This is a genomic window from Actinoplanes sp. NPDC049265, assembly GCF_043197135.1.
Classification (GTDB): Bacteria; Actinomycetota; Actinomycetes; order Mycobacteriales; family Micromonosporaceae; genus Actinoplanes.
Genome location: NZ_JBICSP010000003.1, coordinates 70,300 through 94,125, shown reverse-complemented (window position 1 = coordinate 94,125; position 23,826 = coordinate 70,300). Strand labels below are relative to the sequence as shown.

23 protein-coding genes are annotated in these 23,826 nt (G+C 72.2%); 15 read left to right on the top strand and 8 right to left on the bottom strand.

What is annotated here, in order from left to right; translation table 11 throughout:
• Window positions 1-10 precede the first annotated feature (10 nt).
• Window positions 11-718 carry an HAD family hydrolase gene (locus tag ACGFIO_RS10270; protein WP_392824609.1) on the bottom strand — a complete coding sequence of 236 codons (708 nt, stop codon included), beginning with the start codon at window positions 716-718 and terminating at the stop codon, window positions 11-13.
• 166 nt (window positions 719-884) lie between these two features.
• Between ACGFIO_RS10270 and ACGFIO_RS10265 the strand changes: the two genes are divergently transcribed.
• Complete coding sequence (locus ACGFIO_RS10265) at window positions 885-2,210, top strand: mannitol dehydrogenase family protein (protein ID WP_392824607.1); 1,326 nt, start codon at window positions 885-887, stop codon at window positions 2,208-2,210.
• Window positions 2,211-2,243: 33 nt separating this feature from the next.
• On the opposite strand, the gene ACGFIO_RS10260 is transcribed toward ACGFIO_RS10265, so the two are convergent.
• Window positions 2,244-2,624, bottom strand: a complete 381-nt coding sequence (locus ACGFIO_RS10260; protein ID WP_392824605.1) for a response regulator — start codon at window positions 2,622-2,624, stop codon at window positions 2,244-2,246.
• A 215-nt stretch (window positions 2,625-2,839) separates the two neighbouring features.
• Between ACGFIO_RS10260 and ACGFIO_RS10255 the strand changes: the two genes are divergently transcribed.
• Window positions 2,840-3,223, top strand: a complete 384-nt coding sequence (locus ACGFIO_RS10255) for an Hpt domain-containing protein (protein ID WP_392824603.1) — start codon at window positions 2,840-2,842, stop codon at window positions 3,221-3,223.
• An 89-nt stretch (window positions 3,224-3,312) separates the two neighbouring features.
• On the opposite strand, the gene ACGFIO_RS10250 is transcribed toward ACGFIO_RS10255, so the two are convergent.
• Window positions 3,313-3,846 (bottom strand): TetR/AcrR family transcriptional regulator, encoded by a 534-nt coding sequence (locus ACGFIO_RS10250; protein ID WP_392824601.1) that lies wholly within the window; start codon window positions 3,844-3,846, stop codon window positions 3,313-3,315.
• An 82-nt stretch (window positions 3,847-3,928) separates the two neighbouring features.
• Between ACGFIO_RS10250 and ACGFIO_RS10245 the strand changes: the two genes are divergently transcribed.
• A complete protein-coding gene (locus tag ACGFIO_RS10245) occupies window positions 3,929-4,381 on the top strand; it encodes a nuclear transport factor 2 family protein (protein ID WP_392824599.1) in 453 nt (150 codons plus the stop codon).
• A 137-nt stretch (window positions 4,382-4,518) separates the two neighbouring features.
• Here ACGFIO_RS10245 and ACGFIO_RS10240 read toward each other — a convergent pair whose 3' ends face one another.
• Complete coding sequence (locus ACGFIO_RS10240) at window positions 4,519-4,839, bottom strand: ArsR/SmtB family transcription factor (RefSeq protein ID WP_392824596.1); 321 nt, start codon at window positions 4,837-4,839, stop codon at window positions 4,519-4,521.
• Window positions 4,840-4,888: 49 nt separating this feature from the next.
• On the opposite strand from ACGFIO_RS10240, the gene ACGFIO_RS10235 reads away from it, so the two are divergent.
• A complete protein-coding gene (locus ACGFIO_RS10235) occupies window positions 4,889-6,220 on the top strand; it encodes an enoyl-CoA hydratase-related protein (RefSeq protein ID WP_392824594.1) in 1,332 nt (443 codons plus the stop codon).
• Between the two features lie 13 nt (window positions 6,221-6,233).
• On the opposite strand, the gene ACGFIO_RS10230 is transcribed toward ACGFIO_RS10235, so the two are convergent.
• Both ACGFIO_RS10230 and ACGFIO_RS10225 read right to left on the bottom strand, forming a co-directional pair.
• Window positions 6,234-7,133, bottom strand: coding sequence for an aminotransferase class IV (locus ACGFIO_RS10230; protein WP_392824592.1), 900 nt, complete (start codon window positions 7,131-7,133; stop codon window positions 6,234-6,236).
• A 69-nt stretch (window positions 7,134-7,202) separates the two neighbouring features.
• Window positions 7,203-7,982 (bottom strand): alpha/beta fold hydrolase, encoded by a 780-nt coding sequence (locus ACGFIO_RS10225; protein ID WP_392824590.1) that lies wholly within the window; start codon window positions 7,980-7,982, stop codon window positions 7,203-7,205.
• 70 nt (window positions 7,983-8,052) lie between these two features.
• Here ACGFIO_RS10225 and ACGFIO_RS10220 point away from each other — a divergent pair, with 70 nt between their 5' ends.
• The 11 genes from ACGFIO_RS10220 (at window position 8,053) to ACGFIO_RS10170 (ending at window position 20,341) form a co-directional block, all read left to right on the top strand.
• A complete protein-coding gene (locus ACGFIO_RS10220) occupies window positions 8,053-8,832 on the top strand; it encodes an isocitrate lyase/phosphoenolpyruvate mutase family protein (protein WP_392824587.1) in 780 nt (259 codons plus the stop codon).
• Between the two features lie 31 nt (window positions 8,833-8,863).
• The gene (locus ACGFIO_RS10215; protein WP_392824585.1) at window positions 8,864-10,372 is read left to right on the top strand and encodes a long-chain fatty acid--CoA ligase; all 1,509 of its coding nucleotides are present in this window, start codon (window positions 8,864-8,866) and stop codon (window positions 10,370-10,372) included.
• A gap of 95 nt (window positions 10,373-10,467) precedes the next feature.
• The gene (locus tag ACGFIO_RS10210) at window positions 10,468-11,769 is read left to right on the top strand and encodes a hypothetical protein (protein ID WP_392824582.1); all 1,302 of its coding nucleotides are present in this window, start codon (window positions 10,468-10,470) and stop codon (window positions 11,767-11,769) included.
• Window positions 11,766-12,713: a glutamate ABC transporter substrate-binding protein gene (locus ACGFIO_RS10205; RefSeq protein WP_392824580.1), complete on the top strand. Its 948-nt coding sequence runs from the start codon at window positions 11,766-11,768 to the stop codon at window positions 12,711-12,713. Before ACGFIO_RS10210 ends, ACGFIO_RS10205 begins: the two co-directional genes overlap by 4 nt.
• Window positions 12,710-13,849 (top strand): hypothetical protein, encoded by a 1,140-nt coding sequence (locus ACGFIO_RS10200; RefSeq protein WP_392824577.1) that lies wholly within the window; start codon window positions 12,710-12,712, stop codon window positions 13,847-13,849. The genes ACGFIO_RS10205 and ACGFIO_RS10200 overlap by 4 nt, the downstream gene beginning before the upstream one ends.
• Window positions 13,846-16,134, top strand: coding sequence for a tetratricopeptide repeat protein (locus tag ACGFIO_RS10195; protein ID WP_392824574.1), 2,289 nt, complete (start codon window positions 13,846-13,848; stop codon window positions 16,132-16,134). Before ACGFIO_RS10200 ends, ACGFIO_RS10195 begins: the two co-directional genes overlap by 4 nt.
• Window positions 16,131-17,027 carry a protein phosphatase 2C domain-containing protein gene (locus ACGFIO_RS10190; RefSeq protein ID WP_392824571.1) on the top strand — a complete coding sequence of 299 codons (897 nt, stop codon included), beginning with the start codon at window positions 16,131-16,133 and terminating at the stop codon, window positions 17,025-17,027. Before ACGFIO_RS10195 ends, ACGFIO_RS10190 begins: the two co-directional genes overlap by 4 nt.
• The gene (locus tag ACGFIO_RS10185; RefSeq protein WP_392824568.1) at window positions 17,011-18,279 is read left to right on the top strand and encodes a VWA domain-containing protein; all 1,269 of its coding nucleotides are present in this window, start codon (window positions 17,011-17,013) and stop codon (window positions 18,277-18,279) included. Before ACGFIO_RS10190 ends, ACGFIO_RS10185 begins: the two co-directional genes overlap by 17 nt.
• A complete protein-coding gene (locus ACGFIO_RS10180; protein WP_392824565.1) occupies window positions 18,276-18,866 on the top strand; it encodes an FHA domain-containing protein in 591 nt (196 codons plus the stop codon). The genes ACGFIO_RS10185 and ACGFIO_RS10180 overlap by 4 nt, the downstream gene beginning before the upstream one ends.
• A 21-nt stretch (window positions 18,867-18,887) precedes the next feature.
• On the top strand, window positions 18,888-19,811 hold the full coding sequence (locus ACGFIO_RS10175) for a hypothetical protein (protein WP_392824562.1): 924 nt from the start codon (window positions 18,888-18,890) through the stop codon (window positions 19,809-19,811).
• Between the two features lie 71 nt (window positions 19,812-19,882).
• Window positions 19,883-20,341: a DUF1707 domain-containing protein gene (locus ACGFIO_RS10170; RefSeq protein ID WP_392824560.1), complete on the top strand. Its 459-nt coding sequence runs from the start codon at window positions 19,883-19,885 to the stop codon at window positions 20,339-20,341.
• 156 nt (window positions 20,342-20,497) lie between these two features.
• On the opposite strand, the gene ACGFIO_RS10165 is transcribed toward ACGFIO_RS10170, so the two are convergent.
• Both ACGFIO_RS10165 and ACGFIO_RS10160 read right to left on the bottom strand, forming a co-directional pair.
• Window positions 20,498-21,355 (bottom strand): inositol monophosphatase family protein, encoded by an 858-nt coding sequence (locus tag ACGFIO_RS10165; protein WP_392824557.1) that lies wholly within the window; start codon window positions 21,353-21,355, stop codon window positions 20,498-20,500.
• Window positions 21,356-21,500: 145 nt separating this feature from the next.
• Entirely contained in the window at window positions 21,501-23,822 is a 2,322-nt protein-coding gene (locus ACGFIO_RS10160) for an ATP-binding cassette domain-containing protein (protein WP_392824554.1), read from the bottom strand.
• Window positions 23,823-23,826: the final 4 nt, after the last annotated feature.

Genomic DNA, 23,826 nt, shown 5'->3' with positions numbered 1-23,826 from the left:
GAGCCCGGACTCAGAGGCGGTGGGCGGCCATCTCCTCGTAGTACGGCATCGCCGCGGTGACCAACGGCCGCAGCCTCGCGGGCACCTCGGCCGGGCTGGACGAGTACGGCGCGAAACCGGTCGACGACTCGACCGACGCGTACCAGTGCGGCGCCCACACCCCGTCGGTGGCGCGACGCCCGGCCGGCCAGGACAACATCGCCTCGGTCCACGGAAGGGCCAGCGCCTCGCACAGGCGGCGCAGCACCCCGGCCGGGTCACGGAGCAGGTCGGCCGCGTCGACCACCGGGCCGCCGTAGGCGCGGTGGATCTCGGCCTGCTGCGCGTAGCCCAGGTCGGCCAGGTCGGGGGCGCCGCGGACCTTCGCGTACGAGGCCACCACGTGCGCCGGATCGCGGATCAGGTAGGCGTTGGCCAGCTCGCCGATCCAGTCGCGGCCGACCTCGGGCAGCAGGTGATGGGTCATGTGCTTCTGGTAGTGCACGCGTACGCCGTCGGGCAACGGGCCGGTCAGCGCGGCGGCCACGTCGTCCCACTCGTGCGGCTGGCTGGCCAGCACCTCGGCCCGGCCCGGATGGTCGAGGCCGGTCGTCGCCAGGTAGTAGGCGTACAGCGGCTCGTCCACCACCAGCGTGTCCGGTCGCGCCCCGAAGCTGCGCATCAGCGCCGTGGAGACATTGCGCGGACCGGACCACATCGCCACCCGCGTCTGGGTCATGCGCGCACGTTATCGCGTTCGAAACAACCGTGGAGCAGACTAGGCCCCAGGCCTTGCCCCTGCGCCCTCCGCCCGGCGCGAAGTTGCGGGCGGGTCCGCCGGTTGCCGCCGGCCCACCCGCCCGCAACCCTGCTGTGTCACAGCGTTTTCCGGCAGGATGGGGATCATGCCCGCCGATCGCCTCGCCCGCGCCACCCGGCCACCGGTCCGCATCGCCCACCTCGGACTGGGCAACTTCTTCCGCGCCCACCAAGCCTGGTACACAGCGGCCGCGCCGGACGCCGGCCGCTGGGGGATCGCGGCCTTCACCGGCCGGTCCAGGCCGCTGGCGACCTCGCTCACCGAGCAGGGCGGCCTCTACACCCTGATCGTACGAGGGCCCGACCGCGACGACCTCCAGGTCGTCGGCTCGATCGCCGAGGCCTGCCCGGGCGACGACTTCGCGAGCTGGCGGGCCGTCCTGACCCGGCGTGAGCTGAGCCTGGTGACGTTGACGGTGACCGAGGCGGCCTACCGCCGGGCCCGTGGCGGCGGTCTCGACGATCAGGATCCAGAGGTACGCGCGGACATCTCGGCCTTCCGCACCGGATCCCCGATGACGACCGTCCCCGCCCGGCTCGCCGCCGGCCTGAACGCCCGCCGCCTGGCCTACGGTGGCCCGATCGCCGTGGTCTGCTGCGACAACCTGCCCGGCAACGGCGTCGCGACGGCCCGCGTAACCATGGACTTCGCCGCCGCCGCCGAACCCGCGCTGCTGCCCTGGATCCGCGACAACGTCTCCTTCGTCACCACGATGGTCGACCGCATCACCCCGCGTACGACGCCCGAGGACGTGGCCGCCGTCGCCGCGGCCGGCCCGGTCGATGAGGTCCCGGTGGTGACCGAGCCGTTCACCGAATGGCTGCTCGAAGGCGACTTCCCGCGCGGCCGCCCCGCCTGGGAGGAGGCCGGCGCCCGCGTCGTCACCGACGTGACCGCGCACGAGCACCGCAAGCTGCTGCTCCTCAACGGCGGGCACTCGCTGCTGGCGTACGCCGGAAGCGCCATCGGCCTGACCACCATCGCCGACGCCGTGGCCGACCCTCGGTGCCGGGCCTGGCTGGACGAGTGGTGGGACGAGGCGGTCCGGCACGTCCCGCTCCCGGCGGCCGAGCTGGCCGACTACCGTGCGGCGCTGCTGGAGCGGTTCGCCAACCCGCGCATCCGCCACACCCTGGCCCAGATCGCCGCCGACGGCTCCCAGAAGATCCCGATCCGCGTCCTGCCGGTCCTGCGCGGCGAACGGGCCGCCGGCCGCCCCGCCACCGGCGCCACCCGAGCCCTGGCCGCGTGGATCACCCACCTCCGCGGCGTCGGCGCTCCCGTCAACGACCAGGGCGCCCAGCCCTACGCCGACCGCGCCGCCAGCCCCCGCGAGGTGCTGACCCTGCTCGCCCCCGACCTGGCCGGCGACACCAGCCTGGTCGACGCACTGACCCGCCTCGCGGCGTAGGCCCTCATCCCTGCGCGGGCGGCCCGGCCGCGGTCACCAGATGTCGCGGGCCGGGATGAAGCCGGTGACCTGGCCCCGGATCAGGCTCTCGAGGACGTCCGGGCTGACCGGCTTCTCCACGTACGGTGCTTCCGGCTCGACCAGGCCCGAGGAGAGCGCGATGTGCCGGGGAATGCCGCTGACGTAGATGATTTTGATGTTCGGGTGTTCCACGGCCACGGTGTGGGTGAAATTGCTGTGGTCACCGGGAATGGAGAGATCCGCGACGACGGCGTCGATCTGCCCACGGAACCGCCGGCACAATTCCAGCGCCTCGGGCCCGTTGGTCGCGGTCAGAATCTCGAATCCGCGATTCCGCATCATCATCGAAGTGGTCTGCAGAACATCGAGGTCGTCGTCGACCACCAAGATCATCGGATGATACATAGACATTCGAATCGCCCCGCTTCACCATCTGCGGAAATGTTATCGCCCCGCCCGCAACCAGATGTGGCGTTCGCCCGAATCGGTCACGGCGAGAACCAGACACCGCGCGTCCGCCTCAGCCCTCACACCACGACTCTCGGGGCCCCTGAGTCCGCGTTTCCCTCGGTCCTAACTCCGCGACCGAATCGGTCGATGGAACCGATGTGACCGATCCGCAGGACCGCGCCGCCGCCATCCGGGCCCGGCTCGCCGAGATCAGCGGCGGCGAACCCACCGGCCCCGAACGTGAACTGCTCGCCCGCCTCCTCCGTTCCTGGCTCACGAAGACCCCCGCCGCCGTCGACCGCCTGGCCGGCCTGCTCGAACAGGAAGACATCCCGGCCATACGGGATCAGGCCCACGCCCTGAAGGGATCGGCCACCAACCTCGGCATCACCGCCTTGGCCGGGCTCTTCGCCGCGATCGAGCAGGAGGCGCGCACCGGACGCCGCCCCGACCCACACTCGACCCTGGCCGCCGTCCGCCAGGAGTACGCCACCGTCGAACCGATCTGCGCCGGCATCGCCGCCGACCTCAGCACCGGATAACCAGGCCGAGAGCCGCGGGAGGGGCGCGATCTCAGCGCCGGATGACCAGAACGAAACCGCCGGGACAGCAGGGGCTCAGCGCCGGGTGACTAGGCCGAAGGAGGCGGGGACAACCCGTCCAGCACCAGGTCGACCGCCCGGTCGACGACGGCCCGGTCGCCGCCGACGTTGGCCAGGGCCCTGATCAACAGGTAGACCTCGTCCACCGTCGCGTCGGCGCGCACCGCACCGGCCTGTTGCCCGCGGGCCAGCAACTCCCCGACGGCGTCACGCACCTCGACGGCCGCCGACTCCACCGCGGCGGCGGGCTCCCCCAGCAGCGACACCAGCGCGAGCTTGGCCGGCGCACCGGAGACCATCTCGCGGAACGTCGCCCGGAACGCCGCCCCCGCCTCGCCGCTCTCGCCCCGCGCCCGCGCGGTATGCGCCTGCAGAGCAAGGTGCCGGATGACCGTGGCCTCGATCAGCGCCCGCTTGGTCGGAAAGTGCCGGAAGACGGTGCCGATACCGACCCCGGCCCGGCGCGCGACCTCCTCGGTCGAGCCGGCGTTGCCGGACTCGCCGAAGACCTCCTCGGCCGCGGCCAGCACCCGGTCCCGATTCGCCCGCGCGTCGCTCCGCATCAGACCATCTTCCCCCTTGCCATTCGGAGTCGCGACTCCGTATCATTCGGAGTCTAAACTCCGCTTAGAAGGGCCGAAGACGATGCGAACCCCCGAGGAAACGTTCCGCGCCCTGCTCGACGGCGCCTGCCGCCTGCAGAACGGCGATCGCGACCAGGCCGACCGGCTGGCCGGCTTCTACGCCCCGGAAACGGATGTGCGGCACCCGCTGGCCCCACTCGGCGACACGCCGTTGCGCAGCCGCGAGGCCCTCCGCCGGCACTTCGCCACGGCCGGCACGGGCACCCTGTCCGGCGTACGCGTAGAAGATGTACGCGTCCACCACACCGCCGACCCCGAGGTGCTGGTCGGCGAGTTCACCTACCGCGGCGACACCGGCTGGACCGCGCCCGCCGTCATCGTCTTCCGCATCCGCGACGGCCTCATCGTCGAGTCACGCGACTACGTCGACCATCTCGGGCTGGCCCGCGCCACCGGCGCCCTCGACGCCCTGTGCGCCCAGCTCACCGCCCGCCGCCCGACCGAGGCTCACTGACCACCAGCCCCCTTGCGTCGCCGGCGTGATGACCAAACTCGCTGGCGGGAGCGCCCGGCGTCAGGGGTGGGCGCCGTCAGAGGTGGGCGGCATCAGGGGCGACCGGGCGACCGAGAGCGCCATCAGGGCGAACGCCGTCAGGGGCTGGTGGCCTCAGGGGCTGGTGGCGCCAGGGGCGGGCGCCGGAGGGCGGCGTCGATCAGGCCGGGGAAACGGGACTCGAGGTCGGCGCGGCGGAGGCGGATCGTGTGCTGGCGGCCGACGATGGTGGTCTGCGTGATCCCGGCCTGTTCGAGGATCTTGAAGTGGTGGCTCAGCGTCGACTTGTGGACCGAGCAACCCCAGTCCTCGTCGCCCTTGAAGTGGGCCGCTCCGTCGGCCAGGACCTGGACGATGCGCAGCCGGATCGGGTCGGCGAGGGCACGGAGAACCTCGACGACCTCCGCCTCAGGATCCATGACTCCCCCACTGTTTGACGTAAATCAAACTATCACCTACGTTCACCGTATGATGAACGTCCAACAGTCAGGCGCCGTCCGCTGGGTCTGGGACGCGGACGGCGTCGTCGTGATCACACTGGACGACCCGGGCCGCACGTCGAACGCCGTCAACCGTCGCCACCTCGCCGGCCTCGACGCGTGTCTCGACGAGCTGGAAGCACACCGTGCCGACCTGCGTGGCGCCGTGGTTACCTCGGGCAAGCACTCGTTCTTCTCCGGACCCGACATGGTCGCCGCCGAGGTTCCGGCGGACGAGGCGGCCGAGCTCTACGGGCTCATGGTCCCGTTCAAGGATCAGCTCCGGCGCCTGGAGAAGCTCGGCCGGCCGGTCGCCGCCGCGCTCACCGGCTCGGCCCTCGGCGGTGGCGTCGAGATCGCCCTGGCCTGTCACCACCGGGTCGGCGTCGACGACCCGGACGTCGTCTGGTCCCTGGGCGAGACGGCCATGGGCGTGCTGCCGGGCGGTGGCGGCACGGTTCGCGTGACCCGCATGCTCGGCGTGGCCGCGACGGTTCTGGACGTCATCGGCCCGGGCTCGGTCTACCGGCCCGAGGCCGCGCTGCGGGCGGGTCTGGTGGACGACCTGGCCCCGACGCGCGACGCCGCCGTGGCCGCCGCCCGCGAGTGGGTGCTGGCCCAGCGTGCCCCGTTCGGGCAGCGCTGGGAGCAGCCCGGTTATCGCGTTCCCGGCCGCCCGGCTGACCTCGCGGAACAGGTTCGCGGCCGCGTCGAGGGCACGCCGCTCCTGACCTACCCGGCCGTCCTGGACGTGGCGACGCGCAGCCTCGACATGACCGTCGACGAGGCCTTCCCGATCGAGACCGACGCCTTCAACAGGCTGGCCGCCGCGCCGGTGACGGCCGGCATGAGCCACAACTACTTCTCACTCAAAGCGGTGGCCGAGGGCCGGTCCCGTCCCGCCGGGGCTGCCCAGACCGCCGCGGCCGCCCAGACCACCGGAACCACCGGAGCGAATGTGGACGGAACCGTTTCCGCCGTCCACCCCCGCACAGGCGAGCTACGCCTGGCCGACGCCTTCTTCGCCGAGGGCGCACCGGTCATCGAGATCCACGCCGGCCCGGACGCGAGCGACGCGGCCATCGCCGCCGCCTACGATCGGGCGCGAGCCGGCGGAGGCATCCCGATCGTCAGCCGCGGCGGGGACGGCCCGTTCGTCGACGCCCTGCTCCGCGCCGGCGACGAGCTCGACGCGATCGTGTCGGCGGCCCGGCAGGCTCTGGCGTCCGGCCTGTCGATCGCTCCGGCCGACGCCGACGTGGCATCCATGCTGGCCGTCGGCCTCCCGATCTGGACCGGTGGCATCAGCCGTCTTCTCTAGGAAGCCGAGGCAGCTAGCTCACGGCGACACCGTTGGCCGCCGCGTGCTCACGGTAGATCGCCGCGATCCGGCTGGTCAGCGGGCCTACGGCGCCGGCGCCGATCGGGCGGCCGTCGATCTCGGTGACCGCGGCGATCTCGCCCATCGTGCCGGTGCAGAAGACCTCGTCGGCCGCGTACATCTCGGGCAGCGACACGTCCCGCACGACGGCCGGGATGCCGTGCCGCGCCGCCAGATCCAGCACCGTCTGCCGGGTGATGCCCTCCGGGCAGGCCATCGCGTACGGCGTGAAGAGCGCTTCGCCACCGACGGCGAACAGGTGCGTGGCGTTGGTCTCGGCCACGAAGCCCCGGCCGTCGAGCATCAGCGCGTCGTCGGCCCCGGCCACGTTGGCCTCGAGCTTGGCCAGGATCGAGTTGATCAGGTTGTTGTGGTGGATCTTCGGGTCGAGCACGTCCGGGCCGGGCCGCCGGACGCTCGCGGTGACCAGGCGCAGGCCACTCGTGTCGTACACCGGCGCCTTGAACTCGGCCAGCACGATCAGCGTGCCGCCGGCCCGGTTGAGCCGCGGGTCCATACCGCTGGTGACCTTGACCCCCCGGGTCAGCGTGAGCCGCACGTGCACGCCGTCGGTCATCGCGTTGGCGTGCAACGTCTCCCGCAGCGCCGCCACGATGACGTCGTCGGCCGGGATGTCGGCGAACCCGAGCGCCTTGGCCGATCGCCGCAACCGCGCCAGGTGCTCGTACAAGCCGAAGATCTTGCCCTGGTAGAGCCGCAATCCTTCCCAGACGGCGTCCCCGCCCTGCACGACCGAGTCGAAGGGCGAGAGGCCGGGCTCGTCCCGGTGCCGCAGCACCCCGTTGATCCAGTACCGGATGTCGGCGTTCCGCTCGTCGTAGCGCTGCAACATGATCCGATTCTCTCAGCTGTCCCGCCGGATCCCCGCCGGCGAGGCGGTAAGGCGGTAAGGCGGTAAGAGTCAGCTGTACCGCCGGATCCTCGAAAGCCAGTCGGTGATCAGCGCCGCGCACAGGTCCTGTTGCTCGGTGAGGATGTTGTGGCCGGCCGCGTCGAGGACGGCGAACGACCCGCGCGGGTAGTGATCGACCCGGCGCCAGGCGTCGAGGTGGCCGACGACGTCGTCCTGCCGGCCGGTGATGTGCAGAGCCGGTCGCGTGAAGGGCGGCGAATCCTCGGGTTCGCGGTCGAGCGCGTAGCGCCGCCCGATGCGGTCCAGGGCGGCCTGGTCGGCGCCTTCGATGCCGGGCAGGAGGTGTTCCAGGAACGCCCGGGCGCCGTCGGCCGACTCCACCACGGCGTCTTCCCGATAGTGCTCGACCGCCGCGCCCAGGATCGGTTCGACCGCCGGTTCCTGCCGCAGGACGGTGCGGGGCGGCACGGTCCGGTCGGCGTGCGTGGCGACGAAGACGCCGGCCACGGTGGCGAGCCCGAGCACCTGTGAACGCAGCTCGTGGGCGACGTGCCGGGCGATCATCCCGCCCCACGAGTTGCCCAGCACCGCGAACGGTTCCTCGCCGGTCCGCGCCCGCACCTGGTCGACCACCGCGTCGGCGACCTGCTGCGAGCCGCTGATCCCGTCGGCCGGTGTCCGGGTCGCGCCGGGCAGGTCGAGATAGATCCGCCGCCACCGGCCGGAACGCTCGAAGACGGGATCGAGCGGGAGCAGGCTCCGGTGATCGAGACCGAAGCCGTGCAGAAGGACCAACGGGGTTCCGGAACCCACCTCATGTGCGAACACCCGGACAGGCTAGAGGCTGAACCGCGCCTCGCACTCGGCCGATCCACGAGACACGACCTACCATCACCCGATGATCAGTGAAGCCCGGGCCAGGTTCCGTGACCTGCACCGCAGCGGCACCTTCGTGCTGCCCAACCCGTTCGACGCCGGGTCGGCCCGGCTGCTGCAGAGTCTCGGGGCCGTGGCGGTGGCCACGACCAGTTCCGGGTTCGCGGCCACGCTGGGCCGCACCGATCAGACGGTGACCGCCGAGGAGCTCATCGGACACGTGCGGGCGCTGGCCGGCGCGGTCAGCGTGCCGGTCGCGGTGGACGCCGAACGCGGGTACGACGACGTCGCCGCCACCGTCGAGGCGCTGGCCGAGGCCGGTGCGTCGGGCGTCTCGATCGAGGACTACGACCCGGCCGCCGACGCCATCGAGACGGTGGACGAGGCGGCCGGGCGGATCGCCGCCGCGGCCGAGGTGTGTGCCCGGCACGGGATGGTGCTCACCGGCCGGTCGGAGAACCACCTGTACGGGGTCACCGATCTGGACGACACGATCGTACGGCTGCGGGCCTACGCCGCGGCCGGCGCGGGTTGCGTCTACGCGCCGGGGCTGACCGACCTGGGCCAGATCCGGCGGCTGGTCGGCGCGGTCGGCGTACCCGTGAATGTCCTAGCTCTGCACGGTGGTCCCAGCGTGAGCGATCTGGCCGGGACGGGCGTCCGGCGGGTGTCGACCGGCGGCAGTCTGACCTGGGCGGCGTACGGCGGCATGGTCGCGGCGGCCACCGAACTTCTGCAGCGGGGCACTTTGACGGCTCATCGGGGGAGCCCGTTCTCAGGTTCGAATGACATGCTGACCTGAGACAGCCGTCACACCCCTCGGGAGGGAACCCATGCTCAACCTGTCGATCCTGCTCGAGGACTCGGCCCGGACGTTCGGCGGGCGGACCGCCGTCGTGCTGGGCGAATCGCGGCTGAGCTACGCCCAGGTCGACGCGGCCGCCAACCAGGTGGCGAACCTGCTGGTCAGCCGGGGCATCCGGCCGGGCGACAAGGTGGCGCTGTCCTGCCCCAACCTGCCGTACTTCCCGATCGTGTACTACGGCATCCTCAAGGCCGGCGCGGTCGTCGTGCCACTGAACGTGCTGCTCAAGGGCCGTGAGGTGGCCTATCATCTGGCCGACTCGCAGGCCCGTGCGTACTTCTGCTTCCAGGGCACGGCCGAGTTGCCGATGGGCGCCGAGGGCCAGGCCGGCTTCGATCAGACCGACGGCTGCGAGCACTTCTTCCTGATCGGGGCCGAGGGGCTGCCGGTTCAGGGCCAGGCGCCGACGTTCGAGACGGTGCAGAGGCAAGAGACCGACGCGGCGGTCATCCTCTACACCAGCGGCACCACCGGGCAGGCCAAGGGCGCTGAGCTGTCGCACTCCAACCTCGTGCTCAACGCGCTCACCTCCAACCGGCTCTTCGGGACGACGCCGGGTATCGACACGCACCTGGCCGTTCTGCCGCTGTTCCACTCGTTCGGGTCGACGGTCAACATGAACGCCGGGTTCGCCACCGCGTCGACGCTGGTGCTGCTGCCCCGGTTCGAGGCCGGGGCGGCGGTCAAGCTGCTCGAACAGGAGAACGTGACGTTCTTCGCGGGCGTACCGACGATGTATTGGGGTCTGCTCAACGCTCTGTCCGACGGCGTGGACGTCGAGCGCATCGCCCGGAACATGCGGGTCGTGGTCAGTGGCGGGTCGAGTCTGCCGGTCGAGATCATCCACCAGGTCAAGGAACGGTTCGGACTGCAGATTCTCGAGGGGTACGGGCTGAGCGAGACGTCGCCCGTCGCGACGTTCTCCGATCCGCACTCCGAGCCGCGTCCCGGTTCGATCGGCATCCCGATCTGGGGTGTCGAGCTGAAGCTGATCGACCCGGAATGGAACACGGTCGACGGCGCCGACGAGATCGGCGAGGTGGCGATCCGCGGACACAACATCATGCGCGGCTACTACAACCGTCCGGAGGCGACAGCCGAGGTGATGCGGGACGGTTGGTTCCGCACCGGTGACCTGGCCCGGCGGGACAAGGACGGCTTCTACTACATCGTCGACCGGGCCAAGGACATGATCATCCGCGGTGGCTTCAACGTGTACCCGCGGGAGATCGAGGAGGTCCTGATGACCCATGAGGCGGTGTCGCTGGCGGCGGTGATCGGGGTCCCCCACCCGAGCCACGGCGAGGAGGTCAAGGCGTACGTGATCCGCGCCGCGGGGGCCACCACGACCGAGGACGAGCTGGTCGCCTGGTCGAAGGAGCAAATGGCCTCGTACAAATATCCGCGCGTCGTCCAGTTCGTCGACTCGCTTCCGATGACCGCCACGGGCAAGCTGCTCAAACGGGAGTTGGACTGAGTCACCTCCAAATTCGCAGGCGCGGCCCTGGACTGTGCTCGAATTTGGGAGGTGGCTCTCGACTCTTAATATTGCGCCATGACGGAGGACTCGGCGTGACCACGCTTCAGCTGGATCGGCCGGGGTTCACACGCGTCGCCCAGTTGCGGCACACCTCGCCCGGGCGGCTTCAGCTCATGCTGACCACGCTGCTGGCCCTCGGCCTGCTCACCGGGCTGCTGGCCGGGCTGACCGCGAACTCGGCCGGGTCGGGCACCGACGACCTCGGCGGCCGGGCCCAGCCGCTGCTGACCGAGGCCGAGACGATCTACTCGGCCCTGGCCGACGCCGACACCACCGCGGCGCAGGCGTTCCTGGGCGGCGGACTGGAACCGGCCGCGCTGACCCAGCGCTACGAGGGTGACCTGACCCAGGTGACGACCGCACTGACCTCGGCCGCCCGGCGTACGCCCGAGGGCGGCGAGTCGGCCGAGGCCGTGCGGGAGCTGTCGACCGGCGTGACCCGGTACGCGGCGCTGGTGGCGGCGGCCCGGGCCAACAACCGGCAGGGGTTGCCGGTCGGGTCGGCGTACCTCTCGGACGCCTCGGCCCTGAACCGCGAGATCCTCCAGCCGCAGGCCGACCGGTTGCTCCGGATCGCCCAGCAGGAGGTCGACGACGGCTACTCGTCGGCCCGCGGCACGGTCTGGGTGGTGCTCTACGTGCTGCTGCTGTTCGTGCTGCTGGGGGCGCTGGTGCACGCCCAGGTGCGGCTCAGCCACAGCACCAAACGCACCTTCAACATCCCGCTGGTCGCGGCGACCGGGCTGCTCGTGGTGCTCGGGCTGATCTCGTCGGGGGTGCTGATCGCCCAGCGCTCCCATCTGCAGACGGCCGAGGCGAGCGGCTCGACGCCGGTGACGCTGCTGTCCAAGGCCCGCATCTCGGTGCTGCGGGAACGCGGCGACGAGGCGCTGGCGCTGGCCGCGCGGGGCAACGGGGAGGCCTACGAGAAGGACTTCGGCACCGTCTCGCAGCGGCTGACCGGGCCGTACGGGCTGCTCGCGGTGGCCGCCGACTCGTACCAGGACACCCAGGCCGAGCAGCACATCCGCAACGCCATGGACGCCCACGTGAAATATCTCGACCTGCACCGTGAGGTCCGCGTGAAGGACGACGGCGGCGACTACGACGGTGCCGTCAAGCTGGCCGTCGGCGACCGGGCGACGACCACCTTCCTGGGCATCACCGACGGCATCGGCGCGGCCCTGGACGACCGGATGGCGCTGTTCACCCGTGAGATCGGCGCGGCCGGGCGGGGGCTGGGCGCGCTGACCGTGCTGGGCCCGCTGCTGGCCCTGATGATCTGCGCGCTGTGCTGGCTGGGCATCCGGGCCCGGCTGGAGGAGTACCGGTGAGCCGTCGCCGGGCCGCGGTGGCGACGCTCGCGCTGGCCCTGCTGGCCGCCGGCTGCACGTCGAGCCGGGACGGCGGTCACGTCACGCCGCCGGCCGCCTCCGCGCCGGGCGTTCCGGCGGCGCCGGCGCCGGACGACTCCTGCAACGCCCGGGCCAGCCTGCGTCCGTCCGGCGCGCTCCCGGCGGCGGGACGCATGCCGGCCGGCACGCACATGGCCGAGATCCAGAAACGCGGCCGGCTGATCCTCGGCACCAGCCAGGACACCCTGCTGTTCAGTTCGCGCAACCCGTTCACCGGCCGGATCGAGGGCTTCGACGTCGACATGGGCCGGCAGATCGCCCAGGCCGTCTTCGGCGACCCCGACAAGATCCAGATCAAGGTGATCGGGTACGACCAGCGGGTCGAACTGGCTGCGAACGGCACCGTCGACCTGGTCGCCGACACCATGACCGTGAACTGCGATCGGCGCGCCGACGTCGACTTCTCCACCGTCTACTACGAGGCCGGGCAGAGGGTGCTCGTGGCCAAGGAATCGCCGGCCCAGACCATCGAGGATCTCGGCGGCAAGCGGGTGTGCGCGGTCAGCGGCTCGACCTCGCTGGGGAACATCGCCCAGATCAAGACCCGGCCGCAGCCGGTCGGGCGGGCCGGGTGGGCCGACTGCCTGGTCGCCTTCCAGCAGAACGAGGTGGACGCGATCTCGACCGACGACACCATCCTGGCCGGGCTGGCCGCGCAGGACCCGTACGCCAAGGTGATCGGGCCGAAGTTCACCTCCGAGCCGTACGCGATGGCGATCTCGAAGCAGTACCCCGAGTTCACCCGGTTCGTGAACCAGGTGCTGGAGAAGAACAAGGCCGACGGGACGTGGAAGCGGACGTACCAAACTTGGCTGGGCGACTTCGGGCCGGCGCCGGCGGCACCGAAGGCCGCGTACCGATGATCGGCGATCCCCGCGCCGAGCTGGCGCGTCTCGAAGCGGCCGTGGCCCGGGTGGCCGAGAACCTGGTCGAGCTGGACGACAGCGTGGCCAAGCGCGACCTCGACGCGCGTGCGCTGACCGGCCGGACGGCGTCGGAGTGGGCGCAGGCCAAGGAGTCGCTGACCCGGCTCTGGGAGGGCTACCGGCAGCTGACGACCGCGATCACCGAGGCGCGGGCACTGCCCGATCCGGGCGGCCCGGCCTTCGCCCACCAGGTGCTGGGCCGGTCGATCACGCTGTCCCTGTCGGTGGTGCCGCTGGCCCAGCGCGGGCTGCTCGGCGCCGGGCAGGAACGCCGGGCCTGTTCGCCGGGCGAGCTGCTGGCCACCATGGAGCACGCGTTCCGGACCGTGGCCGACGTGGTCACCCGGGCCGGCGACGCGTGGCAGCGGCTGCTCCCGGCCAGCGCCGACCTGGCCGCCGCGGTCGAGAACGTACGCCGCCTGATCGGCCGCGACCAGCAGGGCGCGGCCGTGCTCGACGAGGCCGACCGGCGGCTGCGCTACTTCACCCAGATCATGGGCTCCGACCCGCTGGGCGTGGACGAGGCCGAGCTGGCCGCGATCCGCACGCTGGTCGACCGGGCCGACGCCGAGCGCACGTCGGCCGATGAGCTCAGGGAGATTCTGGCGCAGCGGCTGGCCGAGGCGCACAAGCTGCTGGCCGAGATCGACGCGGCCGAGCGGGACGCGGCCGAGGCGGCGGCGCGGGCGTCCGACCGGTTCGGGTCCGGTTTCGCCGTGCCCGCCGGCCCCGACCTGCGGCCGGATCTGATGGCGGTGGACGCGCTGGCCTCGGCCGGGCACTGGGCGCTGATCAGTCCGCGGCTGGCCGAGTGGACCCGGCGGGCGCGGGCCCGGCTGGACGAGGTCGGCTCGGCCGCGGACCGGGCCGGTGAGCTGCTGGCGGCGCGCAACGAGCTGCGTGGGCGGTTCGAGTCGTACCAGGCCAAGGCCAAACGGCGCGGGCTGGACGCGGCGCTGGGCGCGGCGGCCGACCGGGTACGGGAGGTGCTGTACGTGGCGCCGTGCGATCTGGTGGCGGCGCGGGCCGCGGTCAACGCCTATCAGGACGCGTTGCGGGAGGCGGCGTCATGAGATGCCCGCGCGACTGCCCCGGGTCCATCATGGACGGCTACTGCGACACCTGCGGGATGGCGCCACCGAAAGCCACGCCGGTCGCCCCCGCCGCGGCCCCCATTGCCCCGGCCGCTCCGCCGCCCCGGGCCGAGGAACCGCCGACTCTCGATCTCGCCGCGACGCCCCCGACCCTCGATCTGGACCTCACCGAGAAACCGCCGGCGCCGGTCTCGGCGCCCACCCGGTCGGCCCGCAGCACCCGTGCGGTCAGTGCGCGGACCGGCAGCCGCCGGCGGCGCTTCGGCGGCGGGCTGGTCGACATCGCGCCGATCACCCAGGCCGACCCGTCGACCGCGGTCATGTCACCGGCCGAGGTGCCCGAGAACAAGCGGTACTGCGCCCGGTGCAACAAGGAGGTGGGCCGGGGCAAAAATGGCCGTTCCGGCCGTACCAACGGATTCTGCCCTTCCTGCGGTGAACCCTTCGACTTCAACCCCAAGCTGGCCAAGGGCGACCTCGTCGGCGGGCAATACGAGGTGGTCGGGCCGCTCGCGCACGGCGGCCTGGGCTGGATCTATCTGGCCACCGACCGGAACGTCTCGGACCGCTGGGTCGTGCTCAAGGGCCTGCTCAACGCCGGCGACGACGACGCGCTGGCCGCCGCCGTGGCCGAGCGCCGGTTCCTGGCCGAGGTCGAGCACCCGAACATCGTCAAGATCTACAACTTCGTCGAGCACGACGGAGCCGGCTACATCGTCATGGAATACGTGGGCGGTGAGTCGCTCAAGGGCATCCTCAAGGACCGGATGGCGGCCAACGGCGGCAAACTCGACCCGCTGCCGGTCGAGCAGGCGCTGGCCTACCTGCTGGAGATCATGCCCGCGTTCGGCTACCTGCACGACCGCGGCCTGATCTACTGCGACTTCAAGCCCGACAACGTGATCCAGACCGGCGACCAGGTGAAGCTCATCGACCTGGGCGGCGTGGTCCGGGAGGACGACCTCGACTCGGCGCTGTACGGGACGGTCGGGTTCCAGGCGCCCGAGATCGCCACCCAGGGGCCCAGCCCGGCGTCGGACATCTTCACCATCGGCCGCACCCTGGCCGTGCTCACCACCGACTTCCGCGGCTATCAGAGCACGTACGCGACAAGCTTGCCGGCCCGCGACACGGTCGACGTCTACACCAGCCACGAATCGTTCTACCGGCTGCTGGTCCGGGCCACCCAGGGCGAACCGGACGCCCGGTTCGCCGACGCCGGTGAGATGAGCGAGCAGATGCTCGGCGTGCTCCGCGAGGTGCTGGCGGCCGGCGGCAGCCCGCGGCCCGCCACCTCCCGGCTGTTCACCGCCGAACTGCGGACCGACGCCCGCGGCGACGAACCGGAGTGGCGGTTCCTGCCCTCGCCGATCGTCGACCTGAGCGACCCGGCGGCGGCGTTCCTGGCCTCGGTCACCGTCACCGACCCGCAGGAGGTGCTCACCCTGCTCGGGCGGGCGCCGGCGCACACCGTCGAGGTCCAGTTGCGGGCCCTGCGGGCGATGATCGACCTGGGCGCCTCGGCGATGGCCGACCACCCCGGGCTGGACACGTTCTCGCACGCCAAACGGTCCCGGGACGCGCTCGGCGCGGCAGCGGCGGGCGACTGGCGGGTGGCCTGGTACGACGGGGTGCTCGGGCTGGCCTCGGGCGACCTGGGCCTGGCCCGGCGCCGGTTCGACGAGGTGTTCTCGGCGCTGCCCGGCGAACTCGCGCCCAAACTGGCCCTGGCCCTCGCGTTCGAGCTGGACGGGCAGCACGAGCAGGCGGCCGGGTACTACGACGTGGTGAGCCGGACCGATCCGGCGTACACGACCGCGTCGGCCGGGCTGGCCCGGTGCCGGCTGGCCACCGGGGACCGCAACGGTGCGGTGGAGGCATACCATCGCGTGCCCGGCACCTCGGCGGCCTACCGGAGCTCACAGGTCGGCGCGGTGCGGGCGCTGGTCCGGCCCCATCCGCGGGCGACCGGGGCGGTGACCGCGCTGGCCGCGGCGGCCGAGATGATCAACAAGCTGGAGGCGGAGGCGGCGCAGGTGGCCGAACTACGGGCGGAACTGCTCGAACAGGCGCTGGTGGTGTCCGGGAGCGGCACGCCCGTGCCCGGGACGATCCTGGGCCGCGGGGACGGGATCGCGGGGGAACGCGATCTGCGGTTCGCGCTGGAATCGGCGTACCGGGAGATGGCCCGGGCCACGCACGGACCGGACCGGATCCGGCTGGTCGACCTGGCCAACGCCGCGCGTCCGCGGACCCGCACATGACCACCATCGCGTGCGCCGCGTGCGATGACGAGCGAGCCGCCGGGGCCACCTTCTGCGAGGCGTGCGGGCGGCGGCTGATCACCTGCGCACACTGCGGGGGCGGGGTCGGCGACGACGGGTACTGCGAGAGCTGCGGGATGATGGCCGAGCGGGAGAACGACCACGCCGAACACGACGCCGGGCCGCTGGGTGCGGCGGTGACCGACCGCGGCCGGCGGCACCACCGCAACGAGGACGCGATGTTCCTCACGGACGGCCACATCGTCGTCTGCGACGGGGTGTCGGCCTCGGCCCGCGCCGACGAGGCGTCGTCCACCGCCGCGTCGGTGGCCGGCCAGTCCCTGGCGGCGGGCCTGTCCCCGGTTGACGCTCTGCTCAAGGCGGGCGAGGCGGTCAGCGCGCTGGGCACCGATCACGACTCACCGGCCTGCACGATCGTGGCCGCCTCGGTGCACGGGTCCACCGTCACGTGGGCGTGGGTGGGTGACAGCCGGGCGTACTGGGTGCCGGCCGAGGGCCCGGCCGAACGGCTCACCGAGGACGACTCGTGGGCCCGGCACGCCGTCGATCTGGGCGCCGACCCGGAGACCGCGATGCTCAGCCCGCAGGCGCACGCGATCACCGCCTGGCTCGGCGCGGACGCTCCGGCCGTACGCCCATCGGCCGTTGACCGGGAATTCGATTCTCCCGGCACGCTCGTCCTCTGCACCGACGGACTGTGGAACTACCTGCCCGACCCGGCCGACTTCGCCGACGCCGTGCGTGGCAACCTCGAACAAGGCCCGCTCGCGGCGGCACGCGCGCTGGTCGGGTTGGCGAACGAACGTGGCGGCGCGGACAACATCACCGTCGCCCTGACACCTGTGGGAGGTCCGCGTGGCGTACACCGCTGAGGCGTTCCAGAACGAGTTCCTCCCGCTCGGCGGGACCGAGGTCAACGCGATCGTCACGGTCACCTCGACCGGGTCGGCGACCGGCCGGCGGACGGCCGGGGCGACCGAGGTGATCATCGTCGACGCGTCCGGGTCGATGCAGGCCGAGGGGCGGATGGCGGCCGCACGGCAGGCGGCCAAGGCGGCGGTGGCCTGCCTCGACGACGGCGTGCACTTCGCCATCATCGCCGGGGTGAGCACCGCCCAGCAGCTGTTCCCGGCGCCCGGCCAGCTCGCGGTGGCCGGCCCGCAGAGCCGCGCCGACGCGATCCGCTCGATCGACCGGCTGCAGGCCAGCGGCGGCACCGCGATGGGCGCCTGGCTCAAGCTGGCCGCGCAGCTGTTCGCCCAGCGGCCCGGCGACATCGCCCACGCCATCCTGCTCACCGACGGTGACAACGGCGAGCACGCCGGCTATCTGGAAAAGGTGCTGGAGGGCATCGGCGGCAAGTTCCAGTGCGACTGCCGCGGCGTGGGCACCAACTGGAAGGTGGCCGAGCTCCGCAAGATCGCCGGCGCGATGCTCGGCTCGGTCGACATCGTCGCCCGGCCGACCGACCTGACCGCCGCCTTCGAGCAGATGATCACCAGCGCGATGGGCAAGACCTCGGCCGACGTCCAGCTCAAGGTCTGGACCCCGGTCAACACCCGGATCCGGTACGTGAAACAGGTCGAACCGTCGGTCGCCGACCTGTCGGGCAAACGCGTCGAGGACGGTCCCCGCGCCGGACGTTATCCGCTGGGCGCCTGGGGCAACGAGAGCCGCGATTACCACATCAGCGTCGAGGTCCCGCCCGGCCAGGCCGGCGACGAGATGCTGGCGGCGCGGGTGTCCGTGGTCGAGGGCGACGACGTACACGCGCAGTGCCTGGTCCGGGCCGTCTGGACCACCGACAGCGGCCTTTCCACCCGGATCAACCGGCAGGTCGCCCACTACACCGGGCAGGCCGAGCTGGCCGACGCGATCCAGGCCGGGCTGGAGGCCCGCAAGTCCGGCGACGAGCACACGGCGACGATCAAGCTGGGCCGGGCCGCCCAGCTGGCCCACGAGAGCGGGAACACCGCCACCACCGAGCTGCTGTCGACAGTGGTCGACATCGACGACGCGGTGACCGGCACGGTCCGGCTGCGCCGACGGGTCGACGCGGCCGACGAGATGGCGCTGGACACCCGGTCGACCAAGACGGTGCGGGTGGGGCGGGCCACCTCGTGAGCTGTCCCCGCGGCCACGACTCGGCGGCCGACGACTTCTGCGACGTCTGCGGCGCCCGGATGACGTCCCGGGTCCCGGAACCGGTGGGTCCCGCCGCCGCACCGTGCCCGCACTGCGGGACGCCACTGCCCGACGACGGCCGGTTCTGCGAAAACTGCGGCTACGACTCGAACACCGGCCGGGTGCCCGTCCTCTCCCCTGCGGTCACCCCGGCCACCAGCGCGTGGACGCTGACCATCACCGCCGACCGTTCCTGGTTCGACGCCAACGCGGTCGACGGGGTCGTCTTCCCCGGCGACGTGCTGGTCCGCGACGTACGGCTGGAACCGCCGCAGGTGCGGATCGGCCGCAAGAGCGCCTCCAAGGGCACCGACCCCGAGATCGACCTGGACGACCCCGGGGTCTCGCACAGCCACGCCATCCTGACGCAGAACCTGGACGGCGTCTGGCTGGTCGCCGACGTCGGCTCGACCAACGGCACCTACGTCAACGAGGCCCCGCTCGAGACCGGCCGCGGCCACCCCCTGTCCGACGGCGACCGCGTCCACGTCGGCGCCTGGACGTGCATCACCCTCCACCGGTCGTAGTCGATCTGTACACTCTGGACAGTGCGAGCACCCTTCCTCATTCTCGGCGCCGCGGCCCTCGTCGCGCTGCCCGCCCCCGCCCACGCCGCCTCCTCCTGCACCTTCACCGCGCTGCAGCCGCCCTCGGGCAGCCGGCAGGCGTCGGTGACCCACGCCAGCCGCACCGGTGTCTACGCCGGAACCGCCTACACCGACGGCGGCTCGTCCTCGGCCGCGCGCTGGGAGAACGGGGTGGCCCGCGCCCTCGGCTCCTTCGAGGTCTTCGACGTCAACGCCGACGGCACGGTCGTCGGGCAGATCGAGTCGGCCACCCCGATCCTCAACCGTCGCACCGGCAAGTGGCAGCCCCTGCCCCGGCCGGACGGCACCACCGCGGCGGCCACCGCGGTCAACGACGCCGGTGAGGTGTTCGGCGCCCTCGACGACGGCCGGCTGATCCGCTGGCCGGCCGCGCAGCCCGGCACGTACGAACTGATCGACTCGCCCCTGCCCGGCGCCGGCACCGCCGTCGACGTCACCGCGGACGGCACCCTGCTGGCCCGGGGCGGAAAGTCCGGCGCCGCGCTGCGCGCCCCCGACGGCACCTGGACGGTCCTCGACCGGCCCGCCCCCGACCAGGAGATCACCGCGGTCGCGGTGGCCGGCGACCGGGTCGTCGGCCACGACTGGGGTGGCACCGGCATCGAGTGGGACCGGTCCGGCGCGATCGTCCGCACGTGGCCCGGCTTCACCCCGGCCGACGTCAACGCGGCCGGTCAGGTCCTCGGGCGGCAGGACGCGCTCGACCGTACGGCGATCTTCAAGGACGACACCCTGGAGACCGCCCTGCCCGCCTCCGACGACGACTGGCGATACTTCCCGGTCGCCCTGGACAACGACGGCACGGCGCTCGTGCGGGCCATCTCGTCCCGCTTCCCGGCCGAGTCGATGCTCGCCCGCTGCTGACGAGGTCTCCTTCGGGGGAGCGCCCCCGATTTCGGGCAGGGGCGCTCCCCCGGCTGGCTAACCTCGCGCCGGTGAGGGACGAACGGGTGACCGGCGCGGAACGCTCCGAGGTGCTGGCGGTGCTCACTCGTGCGCTCGACCAGGGCGACCTGGCGATGAGCGACTACGACGGCCGGGTGGCGGCGGTCGGCTCGGCCACGTACACCTCGGAACTGCTGGCCCCGCTGGCCGACCTCCCACCCGAGTACGCCTGGCTCCCGTCCACCGCCGTGGCCCCGCCGGCCGCCCCACCGGTGACCGGCGCCGGCCGCGGCGCCCTGATCCTGGGCATCCTGAGCCTGCCCACCTCGTTCTGCGTCGTCGGTGGCATCCTCGGCGCCATCGCGATCTTCCTGAGCCTGCGCGGCGAACGGCGGCGCGGTTTCTCCCCCGCCCTGCTCGGCCGCGTCTTCGGCATCGTCGGCGTGGCCTTGTCGGTCGCGGCGCTGATCACGCTGATCGTCGCGCTGAACAAGCCCACGTCGCCCTAAGTGTGCGTCCTTCATGACTCGGCCCGGCTGCGGCGCGGCCCAGCGTGGGGCCGGCCTCGCTCTTGGCCGAGGCCTGAAACACGCCTTAGCCGCACATCAGAGGCGGCCGCCAGGCGTCGGCGTGGAGGCCGCGGGTCGCCCTCAGCCCGTATTGGTTCACGCGAGGTGGGTGAGGGCTTCCGCGGCGAGTTCCGGGGTACGCGCGAAGACCGACAAACCACGCCCCGGTCGCGTGCCGCCGTCGCGGGTGCGGTAGTAACCGCCCGCCTCGGTGACGATCAGCGAGGTCGCCGCGAAGTCCCAGATGTGCCCGCTGCTCTGCACCGCGATGTCCAGCTCACCCCGTGCCACCAGCAACGGCGGGTGCTGCCGCCAGGGCCGCCCCGGTATCGCCGCCAGCAGACCGTCCACCTCGGCGACCGACGGCAACGGCACCACACTCAGCCGGATGCCACCGTCCCGCTCCGCGGGCACCGCCGGGGCGAGATCGACCCCGACGTCCGGCACGGCCGGATCGGCCGGGCCGACGCTCATGCTGACCTCGCCGTCCGGGTCGGCCGGGCCGGCGATGAGGCGGCGGGCGGCGCCCAGGTCGTCGATCGGCGCCTCCCACGCCCCGCCGCCGCGTTCGGCCCAGAACACCCGCCGCTGCGCCGGGATGACCGCCACACCGGCGACGATCTCCCCGTCGCTCTCCAACGCCACCAGGACCAGCCACCGGTCATCGCCGGCCACGAACAACGCCGTCCCGTCGATCGGGTCGATGATCCACCGCCGGGCGGCGTCCCCCGACTGGCCGCCCTCCTCGCCGAGGACGGCGTCGTCCGGCCGCTCGGCCGACAGCACGGTTCGGACCTCGGCCTCGACGGTCCGATCGGCCTCGGTGACCACGGACCCGTCCGGTTTCATCTCGCGGCGCAGCCGGGGCAGATCGGCGAACCATCGCATCCCGACCGCGGCCCCGGCCAACGCCGCCCGCCGTGCCACCTGAAGATCGTCACCCACGATGCTCATCAGACCACGTTCCGTCCGGTGAACCATCACGACCACGCGCACCGCACCCGAACGCCGGCCCGGCGGGTCCCGTCCGGATCACACCTGGCGCAACGCGTTCCGCGCCACCGGCAGGTAGATGGGCCGCCTCACGCGCGGGCGTGGATCACTTCGCATCCACGCGTGGCTGACGGCGGCCGGGACGCTGCTCCTGCACGCGCAGCATGATGCGGGTACCGGCCACGTACACCAGACCCAACCCGGCCAGAGTGACCATCGCGAACCACCACGCTCCCACCGTGTGCGACCACAATGCGTCCGCCGGCCGCAGGATGCGGAAGGCCCGCAGGTCGACGGTCACCGCACCGGCGGCGAAACCCCACCGGGTCGGGCTGAACACCGCCAGGGCCTGCAGCCAGGGCCGGCCGCCGATGCTGTAGAGGCCGCCGCTGAGCACCAGCTGCGCCATGATGGCCACCACGAGGATGGACATCGTGTGTTCGGTTCGCTGGGCGAACGCGCTCGCGAGCAGGCCGGCCATCGCCGCGGTGATGGCGGTCAGCGACAGCACGACGATCAGTTCCAGCCGAGGGCTGCCCAGCACCACCCCGTACGCCGGCAGGTCGCGTCCCAGCAGGCTGAGCAGGCCCAGCACGACCGACTGGGCCACGCAGATCAGGGCGCTCACCGCGACCTTCGAGCCCAGGTACGCGGCCGGCCGCAGCCCGATCGCCCATTCCCGCTGGTAGATCAGCCGTTCCGCGACGAGCTCGCGGATGCTGCCGGCCATACCCATGAACGCCGCGCCGAGCACCAGAATGACCAGCAGCGTCGCCGCGCCGGTCTGCGGCGGCCCGCCGGGCGCCCACCGCAGGCCTGCCTCGGACGGCGCGGTCTGCACCACTGCCGCCAGCACGAACGGCAGGCCGATGAGCATCCAGCGTTGTCGCGGATCGGACCGCAGCAGCGCCACGGACCGATGCATGAGCAACGCGGTCTGCCGCAGGATGCTCTGCCGGGGTGGTGCGGCCGACCGCACCATGGCGACCGGTTCCCGCCGGCCCGGCCGGGCCAGCAGCGCGTGCCGGTCGGCCCAGCCGGTGGCCTCCTCGCTGAGGGCGGCGAACGCGTCGGCGTAGTTCCCGGCGCCGAAGTGGTCGATCAGGCCGGACGGCGCCCCGAAGTAGGCGACCCGGCCGCCGCGGGCCAGCGCCAGCACGCTGTCACACACATCGAGGTGCAGCGTGCTGTGCGTCACCACGACCACCGTGCGACCCCGGTCGGCGAGGTCGCGCAGGTGGCGCATCACCTCGCGGTCGAGCAGCGGATCGAGGCCGGAGGTGGGCTCGTCGAGGTAGAGCAGGGACGGCTCGGTGAGCAGTTCCATCGCCACTGAGGCGCGTTTGCGCTGTCCGCCCGAGAGCCGGCTGATCGGCAGGTCGCGGCGGGCGGTCAGGTCCAGTTGGGCGAGGACCTGGTCGACGCGCTGGTCGCGTACGGCGGAAGGCACGTCGTCGGGGAGCCGCAGAGCGGCGGCGTACCGCAGGGCCTGACCGAGTTTGAGCTGGTCGTGCAGGACGTCCTCCTGCGGGACGAGCCCGATGCGGTGCCGGATCGCGTCGTACGACGTGTAGAGATCGGTGCCGTCCACCAGGACGCGGCCCTCGTCGGCGGCCCGGGCGCCGGTGAGGGCCCGCAGCAGGGTGGACTTGCCGGCGCCGCTGGGCCCGATGATCGCCACCAGGGAGCCCGGCGGCGTCGCGAATGAAATGTCGGAGATGACCCGGTTGGTGCCGTAACGAACAGTGAGGTTCTGCGCGGCGAGCGATGTGTCCGGGACATCCCCGTGCTCGAGCAGAGCCATGCCGCCGTCGAAGCTGAACGTGGCGCGGCCGATGGTGAGCAGATCGCCGGGCAGCAGCGACGATCGGCTCACCCGGATGCCGTTGACGAACGTTCCGTTGCGCCCACCGAGATCATCGACCAGGGCCACACCGGGTCGCAGCAGAGAGACAGTCGCGTGGTAGCGCGAGACCAGCAGGTCGTCGACAACGACGTCGTTGTCCGGCACCCGGCCGACTCGCAACAGGCCGCCGGCCAACGAGTGCGCCGTCCGTACCCCTCGGGAAACGGGGACCACCAGCGCCGACGACGCGACCGCGGTCCGCTCGTCCCCGGCGTCGCGGCCACCCAGCCGGACCGTCACGGTCGACCCGGTGTCCTGGTGACCGAGGCGGAACACTATCGGCGCCGCGCCGGACAGCACATGGGTGACGATCCGCTCACCGCCTAGGTACGAGCCGTTGCGGCTGGTGTCGATGAAGGTCCACCGGCCGTCGCGCAGCTCGAACCGGCAGTGCTCGCGCGAGACACCGGTGGCGGTCACGACGACGGCGCAGGTCGGGTCGCGGCCCACCACTACTTGGTCGACGTCGGCGAACGTCAGCTGGTTCGCGCCGGGAAGGGTTATGTGAAGCGGCGGACGCATAGCG

Excerpts from the sequence above, each read along its gene's own strand:
- ACGFIO_RS10270 (WP_392824609.1), bottom strand. The coding sequence starts at position 718 with ATGACCCAGACGCGGGTGGCGATGTGGTCCGGTCCGCGCAATGTCTCC.
- ACGFIO_RS10230 (WP_392824592.1), bottom strand. The coding sequence starts at position 7,133 with ATGTTGCAGCGCTACGACGAGCGGAACGCCGACATCCGGTACTGGATC.
- ACGFIO_RS10235 (WP_392824594.1), top strand. The coding sequence starts at position 4,889 with ATGATGAACGTCCAACAGTCAGGCGCCGTCCGCTGGGTCTGGGACGCG.
- ACGFIO_RS10190 (WP_392824571.1), top strand. The coding sequence starts at position 16,131 with ATGACCACCATCGCGTGCGCCGCGTGCGATGACGAGCGAGCCGCCGGG.
- ACGFIO_RS10220 (WP_392824587.1), top strand. The coding sequence starts at position 8,053 with ATGATCAGTGAAGCCCGGGCCAGGTTCCGTGACCTGCACCGCAGCGGC.
- ACGFIO_RS10250 (WP_392824601.1), bottom strand. The coding sequence starts at position 3,846 with ATGCGGAGCGACGCGCGGGCGAATCGGGACCGGGTGCTGGCCGCGGCC.
- ACGFIO_RS10160 (WP_392824554.1), bottom strand. The coding sequence starts at position 23,822 with ATGCGTCCGCCGCTTCACATAACCCTTCCCGGCGCGAACCAGCTGACG.
- ACGFIO_RS10260 (WP_392824605.1), bottom strand. The coding sequence starts at position 2,624 with ATGATCTTGGTGGTCGACGACGACCTCGATGTTCTGCAGACCACTTCG.
- ACGFIO_RS10265 (WP_392824607.1), top strand. The coding sequence starts at position 885 with ATGCCCGCCGATCGCCTCGCCCGCGCCACCCGGCCACCGGTCCGCATC.
- ACGFIO_RS10165 (WP_392824557.1), bottom strand. The coding sequence starts at position 21,355 with ATGAGCATCGTGGGTGACGATCTTCAGGTGGCACGGCGGGCGGCGTTG.
- ACGFIO_RS10215 (WP_392824585.1), top strand. The coding sequence starts at position 8,864 with ATGCTCAACCTGTCGATCCTGCTCGAGGACTCGGCCCGGACGTTCGGC.
- ACGFIO_RS10195 (WP_392824574.1), top strand. The coding sequence starts at position 13,846 with ATGAGATGCCCGCGCGACTGCCCCGGGTCCATCATGGACGGCTACTGC.
- ACGFIO_RS10240 (WP_392824596.1), bottom strand. The coding sequence starts at position 4,839 with ATGGATCCTGAGGCGGAGGTCGTCGAGGTTCTCCGTGCCCTCGCCGAC.
- ACGFIO_RS10245 (WP_392824599.1), top strand. The coding sequence starts at position 3,929 with ATGCGAACCCCCGAGGAAACGTTCCGCGCCCTGCTCGACGGCGCCTGC.
- ACGFIO_RS10200 (WP_392824577.1), top strand. The coding sequence starts at position 12,710 with ATGATCGGCGATCCCCGCGCCGAGCTGGCGCGTCTCGAAGCGGCCGTG.